Origin of the sequence: Aerosakkonema funiforme FACHB-1375, assembly GCF_014696265.1 — a bacterium.
GTDB classification, from domain to species: domain Bacteria; phylum Cyanobacteriota; class Cyanobacteriia; order Cyanobacteriales; family Aerosakkonemataceae; genus Aerosakkonema; species Aerosakkonema funiforme_A.
This window is the reverse complement of sequence record NZ_JACJPW010000033.1, coordinates 47,334-60,244: the sequence shown is the minus strand read 5'-3', so window position 1 is coordinate 60,244 and position 12,911 is coordinate 47,334. Positions and strand designations below refer to the sequence as shown.

The 12,911-nt window shown below is 43.6% G+C and carries 13 protein-coding genes and 3 tRNA genes; 8 read left to right on the top strand and 8 right to left on the bottom strand.

The window, feature by feature from the left end; genetic code table 11:
- Positions 1 to 84: 84 nt before the first annotated feature.
- Positions 85 to 169 (top strand) — tRNA-Tyr (locus tag H6G03_RS14495).
- Between the two features lie 88 nt (positions 170 to 257).
- Positions 258 to 329: transfer RNA gene (locus tag H6G03_RS14490), tRNA-Thr, on the top strand.
- Positions 330 to 534: 205 nt separating this feature from the next.
- On the opposite strand, the gene H6G03_RS14485 is transcribed toward H6G03_RS14490, so the two are convergent.
- Positions 535 to 608: transfer RNA gene (locus H6G03_RS14485), tRNA-Arg, on the bottom strand.
- Positions 609 to 902: 294 nt separating this feature from the next.
- Between H6G03_RS14485 and H6G03_RS14480 the strand changes: the two genes are divergently transcribed.
- The 3 genes from H6G03_RS14480 (at position 903) to H6G03_RS14470 (ending at position 3,687) form a co-directional block, all read left to right on the top strand.
- Positions 903 to 1,562: an Npun_F0813 family protein gene (locus H6G03_RS14480; RefSeq protein WP_190465075.1), complete on the top strand. Its 660-nt coding sequence runs from the start codon at positions 903 to 905 to the stop codon at positions 1,560 to 1,562.
- A gap of 148 nt (positions 1,563 to 1,710) precedes the next feature.
- Positions 1,711 to 2,748, top strand: a complete 1,038-nt coding sequence (locus H6G03_RS14475) for a hypothetical protein (protein WP_190465074.1) — start codon at positions 1,711 to 1,713, stop codon at positions 2,746 to 2,748.
- Between the two features lie 15 nt (positions 2,749 to 2,763).
- The gene (locus H6G03_RS14470) at positions 2,764 to 3,687 is read left to right on the top strand and encodes a helix-turn-helix domain-containing protein (protein ID WP_190465073.1); all 924 of its coding nucleotides are present in this window, start codon (positions 2,764 to 2,766) and stop codon (positions 3,685 to 3,687) included.
- A 73-nt stretch (positions 3,688 to 3,760) separates the two neighbouring features.
- Here H6G03_RS14470 and H6G03_RS14465 read toward each other — a convergent pair whose 3' ends face one another.
- Positions 3,761 to 3,961, bottom strand: coding sequence for a hypothetical protein (locus tag H6G03_RS14465; protein ID WP_190465072.1), 201 nt, complete (start codon positions 3,959 to 3,961; stop codon positions 3,761 to 3,763).
- A 326-nt stretch (positions 3,962 to 4,287) separates the two neighbouring features.
- On the opposite strand from H6G03_RS14465, the gene H6G03_RS14460 reads away from it, so the two are divergent.
- The 3 genes from H6G03_RS14460 (at position 4,288) to H6G03_RS14450 (ending at position 6,498) form a co-directional block, all read left to right on the top strand.
- Entirely contained in the window at positions 4,288 to 5,157 is an 870-nt protein-coding gene (locus H6G03_RS14460; RefSeq protein WP_190465071.1) for a pentapeptide repeat-containing protein, read from the top strand.
- A gap of 60 nt (positions 5,158 to 5,217) precedes the next feature.
- Positions 5,218 to 5,550, top strand: a complete 333-nt coding sequence (cutA, locus tag H6G03_RS14455) for a divalent-cation tolerance protein CutA (protein WP_190465089.1) — start codon at positions 5,218 to 5,220, stop codon at positions 5,548 to 5,550.
- 75 nt (positions 5,551 to 5,625) lie between these two features.
- Complete coding sequence (locus tag H6G03_RS14450; protein ID WP_190465070.1) at positions 5,626 to 6,498, top strand: DUF2236 domain-containing protein; 873 nt, start codon at positions 5,626 to 5,628, stop codon at positions 6,496 to 6,498.
- A gap of 265 nt (positions 6,499 to 6,763) precedes the next feature.
- On the opposite strand, the gene H6G03_RS14440 is transcribed toward H6G03_RS14450, so the two are convergent.
- The 6 genes from H6G03_RS14440 to H6G03_RS14415 form a co-directional block, all read right to left on the bottom strand.
- Positions 6,764 to 8,173, bottom strand: a complete 1,410-nt coding sequence (locus tag H6G03_RS14440) for a hypothetical protein (RefSeq protein WP_190465069.1) — start codon at positions 8,171 to 8,173, stop codon at positions 6,764 to 6,766.
- Positions 8,174 to 8,176: 3 nt separating this feature from the next.
- Positions 8,177 to 8,590 carry a hypothetical protein gene (locus H6G03_RS14435; RefSeq protein WP_190465068.1) on the bottom strand — a complete coding sequence of 138 codons (414 nt, stop codon included), beginning with the start codon at positions 8,588 to 8,590 and terminating at the stop codon, positions 8,177 to 8,179.
- Positions 8,591 to 8,595: 5 nt separating this feature from the next.
- Complete coding sequence (locus H6G03_RS14430; RefSeq protein ID WP_190465067.1) at positions 8,596 to 11,202, bottom strand: CHAT domain-containing tetratricopeptide repeat protein; 2,607 nt, start codon at positions 11,200 to 11,202, stop codon at positions 8,596 to 8,598.
- 297 nt (positions 11,203 to 11,499) lie between these two features.
- On the bottom strand, positions 11,500 to 11,754 hold the full coding sequence (locus H6G03_RS14425) for a hypothetical protein (RefSeq protein ID WP_190465066.1): 255 nt from the start codon (positions 11,752 to 11,754) through the stop codon (positions 11,500 to 11,502).
- Positions 11,755 to 11,779: 25 nt separating this feature from the next.
- Complete coding sequence (locus H6G03_RS14420; protein WP_190465065.1) at positions 11,780 to 12,388, bottom strand: HEAT repeat domain-containing protein; 609 nt, start codon at positions 12,386 to 12,388, stop codon at positions 11,780 to 11,782.
- Positions 12,385 to 12,855, bottom strand: a complete 471-nt coding sequence (locus H6G03_RS14415; RefSeq protein WP_190465064.1) for a hypothetical protein — start codon at positions 12,853 to 12,855, stop codon at positions 12,385 to 12,387. The genes H6G03_RS14420 and H6G03_RS14415 overlap by 4 nt, the downstream gene beginning before the upstream one ends.
- Positions 12,856 to 12,911 lie beyond the last annotated feature (56 nt).

Sequence of the window (12,911 nt, the reverse complement as noted above, 5' to 3'; positions counted from 1 at the left end):
TCCTCAGATACCTCAGTAAAAATTTTCAAAAAAGACCTTGCATTCCCAGATGGTTGTGCTACTATAAATAATCGTGGGTAATAAGGGTCGGTGCCCGAGTGGTTAATGGGGGCGGACTGTAAATCCGCTGGCTATGCCTACGCTGGTTCAAATCCAGCCCGGCCCACCACGAACCAAATAACACAAACCAAATAAAAAGTAAATGGCGACAAATATTATATATTGCCATTTTATTTTTGAGATTTGAATGCAGTATTGCCCGTGTAGCTCAGTGGTAGAGCACACCCTTGGTAAGGGTGAGGTCACGAGTTCAATCCTCGTCACGGGCTTAAAAACATATCAAGAAAGTATACAAATTTGCTGATTGGTTTGGGATTTACATAATATAACCATCCTAGTTTGTAAGGCGATCTTAATTTCGCTTAGGCAAATGGAAGTTGCTTATTTTCATAATACAAAGATGGTTATGAAGTCACTCCTATGGCTTACACAAAGGTGGGTTATTGGAGAGACTGTATTTTTCGCTCGGTAAAACGGGTGCGGCAGGACTCGAACCTGCGACTCGCAGCTTAGAAGGCTGCTACTCTATCCACCTGAGTTACGCACCCAATTGTCTGTGTGCCTATATTATCAAAATTGATAAGATTTGTGGTGCGATCGGATCGGAAAAGTCAGCAGATCGAACTTTTGCCACAACTGAGCGTAGAACAGCCATCCGATAGTTGTACACTAAAAACCAAGAGAATGAGCCTTGGATAAGATAGTGTGATATTAATTTGCGATCGCAGTTCAGCCGCACCTGGTAAACCAGCATTCTGCATATCAAGAGTGTCGCAGGCGTAATTACACTCAACGCCAAGAGCTGCACCGGAGGTTCTCACCAGGAGTCAATTGCCAGTGTCATGTTTATTCTGAAACGGCAGGATGTTGAAATAACAAGCGTTCAGCACCCAAAGCGGGACCAGCAGATTCCGATTCTCAATTATCAGGGGCAAACGTTTCGCTTAATCAGTGTGTTCAGAGCGAACCAAGAGGAAGAAGCTAAAGCCTTCTGGCGGGATCTGACGGATAACCGAGGGAAAGCCTGTGTCCTATTGGAGGAACCGGAACGATATAGTGTCTGGGGCAAGATCCGTTTAGATCAGCTCGCTGGCGATGTCGCTGGCGATGCAAAAACGACTGCTCTCACTCAAGCCTGTCTGTTGCTGCTCCAAGGGGTTTATATAGACATAGAAGATCTCTTAGGAGCCAGACAGGCGGGATTGTTTCAAAAAAATCTGACGGAAATACTTCAACAGTGGCGCTTTCCACAGGCAGACTCTCCCCAAGCTATCAATAACCTGCTCACAATGGACCCGCTGAGTACCAACCAGCTTCCCCCTTGGGAAGAACATCATCTAATTACCCTGTTGCAAGAACTTTATCGTCTTGGTAAACAATATTTCGGAAACGCCAGCTTCGTCAGTCGAGCTATGGACACCCTACAAGACCTGCCAGGATCTGAACAGACCCAGTTTATCGAATGGTTGAATCAATCTCCCCTCGGTAAGCTTTGGCAGTAGCCTTGAAAAGGTGCCAAAAAAATGCAATGACTTGTAGTAGAGCGACTGAGAAGAGCACACCTGGGGTAAAATATCCGATCTCAACAGCGGTCAAAAACTGATTGACGTCTGTGCTTTCCATTGCCAGCTATTTCCTCTATGAATCCCTATGAGCAACCCTTCGGATAAATCATCCAGTCCTAAATCCCTTTTGCCAGTACGGACGATCGTCCTAGCCGGAATTGCTTGGGCAGTTCTAGCACTTTTGTTTTTCTTGCTATTTAGCATTACACCATCAGGAGAGGAGCGTCCGTTTTGGTATTTAATCGGTACATACGTTTTTGAAGAAGTCGCATATCTGTCAGCAGCCATATTATGTTTTAGAAATTGGCGCAGTCCTCAGATTGTCAGCGGACGTCAGGTATGGCTGGGATTTGGTCTGGGGATGCTGTTCTATTTCCTGGGAAACTTACTATTTGGCTATTGGGAGCTGGCTTTGGGTCTAGAACCCGATATATCTCTAGGAGATCTTTTCTTTATTGCCACTTATATTTCTCTTGGTTGGGGAATGATACTGGCAGTCACCTCTAGGCGACTGAATTTGGAAAAGTGGCAGTGGGGAATCGTCGCTGCGATCGCAGCCATAGGCATTGCCCTAGCTTACTGGATATCTGCCCCCGGCATTTCCGCAGCCCAGGCAGCACCTCCACCATCAATAGTTGCACAAGGCACAACAACTGCATCACCCACTGCCAAACCGGTCTCAAAACCACCTGCGGCACAGCAGAAACCAAAACCGACATCAGCAGCAAATCCTGCCCCCAATTCCAAACCAGCTGCATCGACATCACAATCTTCACCTTCTTGGATCGAGCAGATGGACAAACAATTACAGCCTCTTGTTCCTTGGGTGAGTTTGTTTTATGTGGTTTGTGATGTTGCCCTTTTAATTCTTGCCACAATGTTATTACTAGCCTTTTGGGGGGGTCGTTTTTCCCAGTCTTGGCGGATGATTGCAGCAGCAGCCTTGTCTCTGTACATAGCCGATATGTGGTTTAAGTGGGCTGAGAAACAACCAAATTACGAAAGCGGTTCTCTGCCAGAAGTTTTCTGGGTGTTCAGCGGCGTGCTGTTTGCTATTGGAGCTGCCCTGGAATACGATACATCAAGTCGTTCCCGCCGGGGTGGTGGGCGTAGGCGTACTTAGGGGAAGTCAAGCGTTATGACCGCCAAAAAATTAACACAAGCAGACAAAGCTGAAATACTTAAGCTATACCGAAATCCAGAAGAAACAACCTCAACACTGGCTCGCCGCTATGATGTCAGTCACTCTACCATCAGTCGCTTACTCAAAAGTACTTTGTCACCGGATGACTACGAGACGTTAATCCAGCAAAAACGATCGATGCGTCCGCACACAAGTATTGCTGAAGCAGAAGAGTCGATCGACACCGATCTTAGCGAACAGTCCCAAGCAGAACTATCCCTATCTACCGCCAGAAGACTGCGTAAGCGCTCTTCAGCAGGATTTTCTTCTCTAACTGAAGCAGAAGAAGCAGAAGAAGCAGAAGAGATACTTCCACTTCTAAATGTGCCTGCGGCAAGGGCCTCTAGTGCTGAAGACGATCTCTTGGATGAAGCTTATAGTACAGAAGCCAGCACTATCAAAGAAATGCTAGGAGAAGATCTCCTGGATAATGAAGAAGATTTGGCTGATTTGGATGAAGATGAAGATGACCTAGAAGATCTAGAAGATCTAGAAGACTCTGATGAAGATGACCTGGATGAGGAAATTCTACTCCCAAAAAGACGAGTACCAAGCAATGCCTTAGTACAGGTTTTGCCTCTATCGGAAGCGTCTTTTCCCAAACCTTGTTACTTGGTAGTAGACCGTGCGGCGGAATTGATTACCCGACCGCTCAAGGATTTTGGCGACTTGGGTCAGATTCCCAAGGAAGAAGTGCAACAGCGAACTTTACCTGTTTTTGACAATCACCGGGTCGCTAGACGTTTTTCCAATCGCGCCCAGCGGGTGATTAAAGTTCCTGATGGCAAAATGCTTCAGAAGGCTTCTCCCTATTTGAAAGCAAAAGGAATTACGCGGTTGCTAATAGACGGTCAAGTTTATTCTCTCTCTACAACTTAGACTGTTTTAGGCTGGGAATTGGCTGGAGCAGCGGTTTTTCCCAGTGCTTAAAGTTTTGATAATTTAATTAGGGCTAACTTACGGCTAGCGACTCATTGTCGTCTAGAGCGCCAGTCGCAGTAAAGCTATTGACAAACAAATGAACATATGTATTGCGTCGTGGCGATCGCACTGTCTGCCGGAGGCATGAGGATTTGGGCGATAATCGATCGACGCCAACAAATTTTCCCTCCGCAGGCGATCGCCATGCTTCACCCTGCCAGGGTCTGTACAAGAATGCACATTTAGTTGATTTTGTCAAATACTTTTACTGGACTAGCGCTGTACCTCACAGGGCTATTGTTCCGTTTTTCAACTTTTTGAAAATATTTGTAACATATACTACTTATTTGATAAAATGACCTGCGTTTAAATAGTAAAATTTTCCTTAAGGGATCGCTATTTATTTCCAGTAGACCCTTATTTTAATCTACCGGAATAAATTTTGTTAATTTATTGGTATCGCTATTGTGTCGTTTTAAAAAGCGCTGTGTATATCGGATTAGTCAAACTTGATTCGACATACCTTCCATACAAATAACAGATAGAGGCAGAGGAAATATGAAAGTTACAGAAATAGTAGAACTTTACCAAGATGGAAACAGAAACTTTGCTGGGATCGATCTCAGCGGAGCAGACTTAGCAGAAGTGACTTTAGTCGGCGTAAACCTTACAGGTGCTAATCTGAGAGGCGCTAATCTGACCAGGGCTTCTCTCAATAAATCAGACTTGAGTGGAGCTTTATTAAACTGGGCTAATTTAACATTTACCAAACTGGGAGAAGCCAAATTAGTCGAAGCAGATTTAATGAAAGCACAAGTCAACGGTGCTGTCTTTGTCAAATCAAAACTACCAGGGGCAAGATTGAGCGGTGCTAATCTCAAAGGAGCCAACTTTCGAGGCGCTAATCTCTGGGGTGCTAATCTCTGCGGAGCTAATTTGCAAGATATCAATTTGCGAGGAGCAAACCTCAGCGGTGCGAATCTTAACTGGGCTAATCTACAGGGTGCGAGATTGAGCGGTGCTATGCTGTATGGAGCTTTGTTAAACGGTGTCAACCTCAACAGTGCATTCTTAAATGGAGTAGATTTGAGTGGCGTTGAGCTGGATGGAATTAATCTTAGCGAAGCTAAACTCAGCGGCGCTAACCTAGAAGGAGCTAATCTAATGGCGGCAGATTTAAGTGAAGCCTTGCTCCGGGGGATAAACTTGATAGGCGCAGATTTGACGGGAGCCAACCTAACAAGAGCTTATTTGGAAAAGGCAAATTTAAAATGGACAAGGTTAACTCAGGCAAATTTAACCGATGCCGATCTCAAAGATGCGATACTGACAGGAGCAAACTTTGATGGCGCTAAATTGACAGGCACGATTTTACCAGGAGGAAATATAGAGCATATGTATTTAGCTAGAAGAGATACAGCTGTATAATTTTAAGCAAAAGGTGAAAGCTTATTCTATAATTGATGTTGGCTAACGCAATTGGAGATGATGGATAAAGAATCTGCAAAAGTGCGCTATGGAGTGGTTCTGGTAACGGCTGGCACGCGAGAAGAAGCTGAAGCGATCGCACAAAATTTAGTAGAATCAAAACTGGCCGCTTGTGTCAGCTTATTTCCCATAAAATCGATTTTAATTTGGTCAGGGCAGTTGCACAAAGAAGAAGAATGGCAACTGCTGATTAAGACAGATTTGGCTAAATTTGAAACTCTGGAAGCGAAGATTCGAGAACTGATTTCTTACGAAGTTCCGGAAATTATTGCTTTGCCCTTAGTGGCTGGATCTGCACCTTACTTGGCGTGGATTTCCGCACAGGTAAATTGATTTGCAAGTACATCGTAGAAGATAAAACTACTAAAAAGGAAATCCCCATCAATTTTATAGCCAAAGGAACAGAAAATGGGGCGTTACGATAATCTCAGGAAAATAGAGCAATTAGATCCAGTTAAGGATCGTTCAGAAATTGTCAAAATTATGGTTAGTTATGAGTTCCCTTGGGACTTTCAGCGAAGTTACATCGAACTGGCGTTTGTTAGGGCTTTTGCAAGTCCCAGGATAGCTGGTTTAGTAGCAAAACGCGGTTACACAAAGGCACACACTCAGAAGCGCTATGATGATAGCTCAATTTTGATGTTTGAAATTATCAAGTATGGCTATGATAGCGAAAAAGGTCGTGCCTGCATTGAACGGATGAACTATATTCACGGCCATTTTCCAATAAATAATCAAGACTTTATTTACGGCATCGCTACTTTCATTTTAGAACCTATCTACTGGAACGATCGCTTTGGCTGGCGACGAATGTCAGAAAAAGAACGGCTGGCATGGCTAAATTTCTGCTTAGAGATTGGTAAACGAATGAAGATCGAAAATTTGCCTGATTCTCTAGAAGAAATGGAACATTTTAAGCAGGAATATGAGGATAAGTATATTTATAAGTCTCCTGCTACTAAAGAATTGTATGAATTGTTTGTTAACTTAATTTCTAATTGGTTTCCCCTCGTTCCTAAAAGACTGGTTGAGTTGGTATTTCGTTGTATTATAGATGAGCGATCGCTAAAAGCTTTTGAAAAAAAAGCGCCTCATCCTGCGGTCAAAAGCTTTGTAGAATTTTGTTTGCACGCACGCGCTTGGGTGCTGAGTTATTTACCAGCACGTACTAGATCTGGTTTATTTGTCGATCGTCCTTCCCGTTCTTATCCTGCTAATGATTACGATGTGACAAAATTGGGGCCACCAGATGAGAATTTGAAGAAAAAGGTTTCTGTGTGAATTTCTCTCGCTAGTGGGGAAACTTCAGGCTATTTCTGGAGTGCTTGTTGAAAAGTCTTAATTGCATCAACATGATTTACCATATTGATACAACGCAACAACAAATCGAGATCGATTCCTTTGACTTCTTCACTACTGCTCATCTTTTCATAGTAAATTTCATTCTCTAGGTCAGTCCCTCAAATAAAAGGGGTGATTCTTTGGTGGGTGTTGCGATCGCTGCTGGGGTCATTTGAGTCTCCCTACCGCTTCTATTTAAAACATTTTAACGGTGGAAGCGGCGCAGGATGAGGAAGGTTATCAGACTGGCGATCGCACCTATGCCTAAACTGATAGTGAAGACTTGTGTTTGGAATGCCAGGGCATTTTTCCCGCTAGGAGGTTGGGCGAGGATTATGGCTGAGGCAGCTTGGCTGGCGGCGAGTCCGATACCTGCAATAGCGACGGTTTTGTTGAGGGTGCGATCGCTTGCAGTTTGGCGGATGTTGCTGGTGCCTTCTAGGGTACGAATTAGGTTTTCTAGTAAGGTTAATCCGGTGCTGAGGCTGGTATAATCGGCTTCTACTTGTCGCAAATAGCGTTCTTTGGCAAAATCACCAAATTCGATTAAAAAGCTTAAATCTTTTTGGGGATTTTTATCTTTTTCTGCCAATCGTTTTAGGCGTTGTTGATAATTTTCGATGTTAATATCTAGGGTGCGGCTTTGGGCATTTAATTTATCTAAATCTATCGCATATTGAGCGAGTGTATTGAAAGTATTATTTAGGGTTGTTTCTAATTGCTTTAAATCGGATTGGGCAGGCTGAATTTGGCGATCGGAGGGAACGATCGCGCTGACAGAATTTTTAACTAAGAGATAATCGTTTTTCAGGGCATTTTTGGGTTTGTGGCTTTGGGCGTAAGACCAAATTATTTTATGGCGATAGCTGAATAGGCGGATTAAATCTACATAAATCTCTGCCATTGTTTGGCGGATCGTATCGATTGAAAGGTGATGGGGAAATAGCCAGATTTGCAAATGTTCGCTTTCTTCTTTCAGCTTTTCCCAATTAGAAGGAAACTGCCACAGGTCAAAAACGGTTGCGCCTAAATAATTGCCTTTGCCCCAGAAATCGCGATGCCAATCCGGGTTGTTAGAAAGCTGATTATAACATTCTTTGGCGATATTTTCAAGCTTTGTTTCATCTTGAATATCCTGGTCAATTTGTCCCCACATCAGCCAGGTTTGACCGATTTTTCCCCTCACGTTTTCGCCGCCGATATGTTGCAAAATTGTTTGTTTTCGTTGGGTTAAAATGCCGATTTCTTGGGGCGTATCGTTGAGGGTTTGTTTGCCGTCGGCGTAGTTACCAGAACAATCAACTTGCAGGGCGTAAGTGTCGCCTAACTGGAGGGGATAGTAATAACCATCAAGGGGAAGTTCAAAACTTTCTACTTGCTGATTTTCTAGCAGTTGGACGAAACTGGCTTCGGCTTTTTCCCTCTTGGCGAGTTGTCGGAAAAATGCTTCATCTAGGTATTTTCCCGAACTATTCAGTTTAGAATCGTTATAGACTTTTTGCCAAAAATCCCAGCGATTTTGGTGGATGTTTTCCTCAGATTGACCTAAACCTTCTCGCAGGTCGTAGAGAAAAAGGTCAAGCGTGGGATAAATTAATTTAATCGGTTGATTCATGGGTTAAAGGATGGGGATTTCTGGCAGCAAATAGGGAATAGTTTGGATTTCTCGTGCTGCTTTTACCGGGTCGGGGGCGGTTAAAACTTTCTGGGCAGTTTCTAATAGTTCATTGTCGTTTAAATCAACTGAAATATTTTCGATTTCCTTAGCGCGATTTTCTGCTGCTTCGTTTACTTTTGGTTTTAGACCTTGTTTTTGGACTGCCGCCGGGTTGAGCAAGGCTTGGCGGTTTTTTTGGTAATATTGATTGAAGGTAGAATCGCTTTTGGCTATGGTATCGAGTTGAGCAATATTATCGGAAATTGCTGCGGCTATTTGGTGCAATTTTGTGGTTTGTGACTCTGATAAAGGTGAGTTTTGTTGATATAAAGCAACCAGGAATGCTTTGAGGGTATTTTTAGCAGCAGGTTTCATAGAATTTAGGCGTGACCCGTAATGGTAAAAGCGGCCCAATGGTAAGGATGGGTAAATGGTTGGTGGTCTGTTTCCATTGTATTCGCTCGGTTGAGGGCGTCTTCTAAGAGTAAACCCAGGTTATTATCTGCATCGGCAGGGAGGGATGCTAAGGTTTGGGCATAAAAGCTTTGGATATCACCCCAAGTTGCCTCTCGCAACCATTTTTGGGCATTTTTCAGGGCGACGGGTTCCGCTTCTCCTTGCCGCAAAAGGTGGTAAAATTTCATCATTATTAAGGCACTGGCTTCTGATTCCACCGTCCACAGGGTACTGACGACGTAGGTTACACCGCGACTGAGAAATGCGCTGACGAGTCCGACATATTCGGTGGTGATGCTTTGGTTGCCTGTGATGGCGGTTTCGCAAGCAACAAGGCAGATGAGTTGGCAGGGATGAAGGGGGATTTGGACAATTTCTTCTATGGTAAGTTTATCGTTGCCGCTGAGGGCTAAATAGGATTTTTTGGGATTGAAAAAGTTGTAGGTTCCATGTCCGGTGAAGTGAAAGATTGAGTAAGGTGAGGCAAGGGCGGTTTTGATGGCTTGGACGGTGGCGGCGTTGTCACTGAGGCGTTGGGGATTTTCAAAGAGTTGGGATATGGCGGTTGATTGAATTTCCGCGTAGGCTAAGTCTTCAAAACCTTCGCTGTTGGGATGTTCTACGCTTAAAAGTTTGCCTTGATTTTGCGTGTTTTTTCCCTGTGCGATTAACCCAATTTTGGCACTGGGTAAATAGGTAATGGTGAATTTATCGGCAAACAGGGAATGAAGGGGAAAGCGGTGTAAGTCGCGGTGGGGAATTAAGATTAAATGGGTGATTCCGGTAAGGGTGGATTCAATTTTTGGGATGTCGAGAATTTCTTTTAGTTGCCGTAACTTTTCGGGTAAGTTATCGCGCCAGTCGGATGTTGTTTCTGTTTCGGATTCCTTACCTTTGCCATAGTCGGCGTATTGTTGATTCCAATCTTTCACCCATTTTTCAAATTTATCTAGGCGTTGTTCCAGAAACCCGGTTTCTCCAAGAAACCGGGTTTCTAGGGTCTGTGGGGTTTCTCCATGTTTAATAATAAAAGTAGTTAAGGCGGCGGGGCTGAGATGCCAGTAAACTATCGCAGTTGTGGGCTGTAAAAGTTGTTGAATTTCGGCATAGTTGGGAGATGCAATTTCATCGCTATAGGCATAGAGTAGCCAAGAGAGGCAGGCATTTTTTCCGGCTTCTGCGGTTTCTAATGCTTCGATGATTTGCCCACGTTGGATGGCGATATCAACGGTTATTTGTTGGAAGCTGACAAATTTGAAGGCGAGTTGTTCTTTCTTACCAGGGCTTTTCGATTCAGCTAGTAAACGCCGCAATAAATCTGTGCCATCTCGTTTTAATTGTTCTGCTTCGGGGGTTCGCCTTAATCCTAACAATGCTTTGATTAAATCTTGCAAAACCTGTAAATGCAGTTCGGGAAAGGTATCTGGAGTTAGAGTTTTGAGTGCTTGATGATAACTGGTGACGGCTTTTTTCCAATAGGATTGAGAGGCAGAAATTTTTCCTTGGATATAATGAGCATAGCCAATGGCGTGATGCAATTCTCCCCAACCTTCAGGGTGCGTTTCTTGGGGGCAATGTTTCAATCCTTCTTGATAACATAACAACGCTCCTTGATAGCCACGCTGATTTAAGGTGGGATTGGGTATCACGGCAGAAGATTTGGGAAATTGCATCTGTATAATGATGGCAGCTTGGGGATTATAGTGAGGTGATTTTCCCACTGCAATACCTCGACCAATCCAGGCTTTATGATGGTCAGGTTGAATCGCCAAAGCTTTGTCATAAGATGCGATCGCTTCTTCTAATCGTCCTAAGTCATCTAGCGCAATTCCCCGGTTATTCCAGGCTTCGTGTTTGTCAGGTTGAATCGCCAAAGCTTTGTCATAAGATGCGATCGCTTCTTCTAATCGTCCTAAGTCATCCAGCGCAAATCCCCGATTATACCAGGCTTTGTGATCGTCAGGTTGAATCGCCAAAGCTTTGTCAAGAGATGCGATCTCTTCTTCTAATCGTCCTAAATTACCTAGTGCAATTCCCCGGTTATTCCAGGCTTCGTGTTTGTCAGGTTGAATCGCCAAAGCTTTGTCATAAGATGCGATCGCTTCTTCTAATCGTCCTAAGTTATATAGCGAATTTCCCCGGTTATACCAGGCAAGGTGAAAGTCAGGTTGAATCGCCAAAGCTTTGTCACAAGATGCGACAGCATCCCAAAAATCCCCTCTCTTGTATTGCTGATTACTTTGTTCAAACCATGCCTCTGCATCATCTGTTTTAACATCTGCCTCTATCTCCTCACCCAAAGCAACATCATCTAATTGAGGTAGTTGCGCCAGTAACCGCCCCAGCAGTTCGTTAAATATTACTTCATACTCAATATCCGTCCGTTGGAGTTTACCTCCCTTCGCTTCTACGGGGGAGAAAGAATTTTGCTGAGTCCCCGTTGGCGGAGAGGTTTGGGGAGGAGTTCTTCTCGAAATCCCCAACAATCGCCGAAAAAACCGTTGTATCGACCGCCAAAACCGCCGCAGCATTGCTGGTATCCTTGCACCGCACTTTATTGGCAATTGTAGCGAAATTTAGAAATGGCTATGGTTGCGTAAGGGGTGGGCGAAGCATTCGGGCAGAAAGATTGTTCGTAATTGCGATCGATTGTCGCCCGAATGCTTCGCCCCTACAAATATACACAACCGATGCTAGGGGACATGATATAAATTAAAACTTTTTAATAAATTGAAATGAAGATGGAAATGCGATCGGACTCTTCCCCAGGAAACAAGAAAAAGTGCGATCGATCTTTCACCCGTTTACCCCCAATCTTCTATCCGCTGTCAAGCTAATTCCTCCCGCGTTTCATACTCCCCTTGTTCCTCTCTTACTAAAGGTTCTCCTACCCAAGCGCCTGCTGTCCTCTCAAAGAAACCGGGAGTCCAACCTAATTCTTCTGGTGTTTTCTTTGGTGCTAGGGTGACAGGTTTAATAGTTACTGTCACTTCTAAATCGGCATCTTTAAATTCTGTTGGTACTGCTAATTGCAATATGCCATCTGAGCCAACATGGGTATGAATTAAAATTTTATGCTCCATTATATTTACCCCCTTTTTAAGTTAATTATAGTGATGCGATCGCTTTTTTAATCTGACCGTTTTCTACTCTATTTTCTTGATAGACAACAAATCTTTTGGCATATGTACGAATTTGCCAATGAGCATCTTCAGCAGTTAGGCGATCGCGCAAATCTGAAGGAATCTCACTTCCCAAATCTTCTAATGCACTGAGAATACCGATCGCTAAATCAACATTTTTCAGATCGCAACTTTTTAGGCGATTAATCATTGGCTCGATCGCTTCCTTAATACCTGCTGCTGCTAGAGAAGTTGCAGCCAAGCAAGGGTATTCTTCATCTTTAGCAACAGCCTCTAACAAGCAAGAAACTCCTACTTTAGAGCCGAATCTTAGAAGTATAACCGCTGCCAAAATACTCGTTTCTGAATTATCCGATTCTTTCAGAAGTTTTTCCAGGGGTGGAACAACTACTGAACCTAAATGATATAGTCGTTCTGCCATCAAAAAACGGTGTTGGCTTTTCCTAAATGCTTCGATCGTTTGAACGGCTATATAATTAACTATTTCTCCAGCTTTTTCTACAGCAAGCACCTGCTTTTCTACTTGCGATGATTCTAAATTGTTCATTAATAAATTTAGATCGATTTTGCTCATAATCTAATCCTCATTACTACACATTGGCCTTTAATTGTACTGCTGCCAGGAATACTGTATATACTTCCGCCAAGGTTCAATAAATTCTTTGCTATTCTTACTGGCCTGACTCTGATATTATTTAATAATAACGCTGTTTCTTCGGAAAACTGGAGCGCGAATTTTTGCTTATCACCAAAAACACCGATTAGTTCCAGTTTCCCCTCCGTAGCCTCAAAACCCAAATCTGTCAGGAATATATCACCGGTTTCGTTTGCCAAAAATGGGTTTGAGCCTTGTCCAAACCGCAATTCACTGACAATAACTTGCTGGCCTACCTCTAGATTATCACCAACAATTCCTGTAATCCCTGTCACTCCCTCAGCATTGGTAAAGTGACTAAATATCCTTCCTTCACCTAAACTGGGTGTAGTTGCGGGTGGTAGTAGCAGTAGGGACGAAAACACTGCATAATCGATCGCTTGCAATTACACCTCTATTCCAAAATGATGGGTAAATATCGATCGCATCTGCGTTAACCAGA

Coding starts and splice junctions, on each gene's coding strand:
- H6G03_RS14435 (WP_190465068.1), bottom strand. CDS start 8,590: ATGAAACCTGCTGCTAAAAATACCCTCAAAGCATTCCTGGTTGCTTTA.
- H6G03_RS14470 (WP_190465073.1), top strand. CDS start 2,764: ATGACCGCCAAAAAATTAACACAAGCAGACAAAGCTGAAATACTTAAG.
- H6G03_RS14480 (WP_190465075.1), top strand. CDS start 903: ATGTTTATTCTGAAACGGCAGGATGTTGAAATAACAAGCGTTCAGCAC.
- H6G03_RS14450 (WP_190465070.1), top strand. CDS start 5,626: ATGGGGCGTTACGATAATCTCAGGAAAATAGAGCAATTAGATCCAGTT.
- H6G03_RS14460 (WP_190465071.1), top strand. CDS start 4,288: ATGAAAGTTACAGAAATAGTAGAACTTTACCAAGATGGAAACAGAAAC.
- H6G03_RS14420 (WP_190465065.1), bottom strand. CDS start 12,388: ATGAGCAAAATCGATCTAAATTTATTAATGAACAATTTAGAATCATCG.
- H6G03_RS14440 (WP_190465069.1), bottom strand. CDS start 8,173: ATGAATCAACCGATTAAATTAATTTATCCCACGCTTGACCTTTTTCTC.
- H6G03_RS14475 (WP_190465074.1), top strand. CDS start 1,711: ATGAGCAACCCTTCGGATAAATCATCCAGTCCTAAATCCCTTTTGCCA.
- cutA (WP_190465089.1), top strand. CDS start 5,218: ATGGATAAAGAATCTGCAAAAGTGCGCTATGGAGTGGTTCTGGTAACG.
- H6G03_RS14425 (WP_190465066.1), bottom strand. CDS start 11,754: ATGGAGCATAAAATTTTAATTCATACCCATGTTGGCTCAGATGGCATA.
- H6G03_RS14430 (WP_190465067.1), bottom strand. CDS start 11,202: ATGCTGCGGCGGTTTTGGCGGTCGATACAACGGTTTTTTCGGCGATTG.